The organism is Salmonella sp. SJTUF15570 (assembly GCF_043357055.1).
Taxonomy (GTDB): Bacteria; Pseudomonadota; Gammaproteobacteria; order Enterobacterales; family Enterobacteriaceae; genus Salmonella; species Salmonella enterica.
In genome coordinates, this window is the sequence record NZ_JBEUKJ010000033.1 from 1 (window position 1) to 2,245 (window position 2,245).

Below are 2,245 nucleotides of genomic sequence, written 5' to 3' on the forward strand. Positions count from 1 at the left end.
ATCGCCGGTTATAACGGTTCATATCACCTTACCGGCGCTTATCGCAGATTAGCACGTCCTTCATCGCCTCTGACTGCCAGGGCATCCACCGTGTACGCTTAGTCGCTTAACCTCACAACCCGAAGATGTTTCTTACGATTCATCATCGTGTTGCGAAAATTTGAGAGACTCACGAACAACTTTCGTTGTTCTGTGTTTCAATTTTCAGCTTGATCCAGATTTTTAAAGAGCAAAACTTCGCAGTGAACCCTTTCAGGTACACTCTGAAGTATTTTTTCGTAAACACTCACGAGATGGTGGAGCTATGCGGGATCGAACCGCAGACCTCCTGCGTGCAAAGCAGGCGCTCTCCCAGCTGAGCTATAGCCCCATCGTGTAGTCAGAACCTCTTACCTTTGATTCGTTTCCGGGCGCGGCGTGGTGAAGCGAAGCATACTGAAGTATGCGAGCTTTGCCACAACAAAGCACGGGAGCGAATCTGGTAGGCCTGAGTGGACTTGAACCACCGACCTCACCCTTATCAGGGGTGCGCTCTAACCACCTGAGCTACAAGCCTGTAGAGGTTTTACTGCTCGTTTTTCATCAGACAATCTGTGTGAGCACTGCAAAGAACAGTTCTTTAAGGTAAGGAGGTGATCCAACCGCAGGTTCCCCTACGGTTACCTTGTTACGACTTCACCCCAGTCATGAATCACAAAGTGGTAAGCGCCCTCCCGAAGGTTAAGCTACCTACTTCTTTTGCAACCCACTCCCATGGTGTGACGGGCGGTGTGTACAAGGCCCGGGAACGTATTCACCGTGGCATTCTGATCCACGATTACTAGCGATTCCGACTTCATGGAGTCGAGTTGCAGACTCCAATCCGGACTACGACGCACTTTATGAGGTCCGCTTGCTCTCGCGAGGTCGCTTCTCTTTGTATGCGCCATTGTAGCACGTGTGTAGCCCTGGTCGTAAGGGCCATGATGACTTGACGTCATCCCCACCTTCCTCCAGTTTATCACTGGCAGTCTCCTTTGAGTTCCCGACCTAATCGCTGGCAACAAAGGATAAGGGTTGCGCTCGTTGCGGGACTTAACCCAACATTTCACAACACGAGCTGACGACAGCCATGCAGCACCTGTCTCACAGTTCCCGAAGGCACCAGTCCATCTCTGGAAAGTTCTGTGGATGTCAAGACCAGGTAAGGTTCTTCGCGTTGCATCGAATTAAACCACATGCTCCACCGCTTGTGCGGGCCCCCGTCAATTCATTTGAGTTTTAACCTTGCGGCCGTACTCCCCAGGCGGTCTACTTAACGCGTTAGCTCCGGAAGCCACGCCTCAAGGGCACAACCTCCAAGTAGACATCGTTTACGGCGTGGACTACCAGGGTATCTAATCCTGTTTGCTCCCCACGCTTTCGCACCTGAGCGTCAGTCTTTGTCCAGGGGGCCGCCTTCGCCACCGGTATTCCTCCAGATCTCTACGCATTTCACCGCTACACCTGGAATTCTACCCCCCTCTACAAGACTCAAGCCTGCCAGTTTCGAATGCAGTTCCCAGGTTGAGCCCGGGGATTTCACATCCGACTTGACAGACCGCCTGCGTGCGCTTTACGCCCAGTAATTCCGATTAACGCTTGCACCCTCCGTATTACCGCGGCTGCTGGCACGGAGTTAGCCGGTGCTTCTTCTGCGGGTAACGTCAATTGCTGTGGTTATTAACCACAACACCTTCCTCCCCGCTGAAAGTACTTTACAACCCGAAGGCCTTCTTCATACACGCGGCATGGCTGCATCAGGCTTGCGCCCATTGTGCAATATTCCCCACTGCTGCCTCCCGTAGGAGTCTGGACCGTGTCTCAGTTCCAGTGTGGCTGGTCATCCTCTCAGACCAGCTAGGGATCGTCGCCTTGGTGAGCCGTTACCTCACCAACAAGCTAATCCCATCTGGGCACATCTGATGGCAAGAGGCCCGAAGGTCCCCCTCTTTGGTCTTGCGACGTTATGCGGTATTAGCCACCGTTTCCAGTAGTTATCCCCCTCCATCAGGCAGTTTCCCAGACATTACTCACCCGTCCGCCACTCGTCAGCAAAGCAGCAAGCTGCTTCCTGTTACCGTTCGACTTGCATGTGTTAGGCCTGCCGCCAGCGTTCAATCTGAGCCATGATCAAACTCTTCAATTTAAAAGTTTGATGCTCAATGAATTAAACTTCGTAATGAATTACGTGTTCACTCTTGAGACTTGGTATTCATTTTTCGTC

Annotated in this window: 2 tRNA genes and 2 rRNA genes; all 4 read right to left on the reverse strand. The window is 52.1% G+C overall.

The annotated features are described in order from the left end of the window. A 23S ribosomal RNA gene (locus tag ABVN44_RS24650) occupies positions 1-112 on the reverse strand; the annotation flags it as partial. Between the two features lie 182 nt (positions 113-294). After that, a tRNA-Ala gene (locus ABVN44_RS24655) sits at positions 295-370 on the reverse strand. Between the two features lie 109 nt (positions 371-479). Further along, positions 480-556: transfer RNA gene (locus ABVN44_RS24660), tRNA-Ile, on the reverse strand. Between the two features lie 69 nt (positions 557-625). Then, positions 626-2,167, reverse strand: a 16S ribosomal RNA gene (locus ABVN44_RS24665). Between the last annotated feature and the right edge of the window lie 78 nt (positions 2,168-2,245).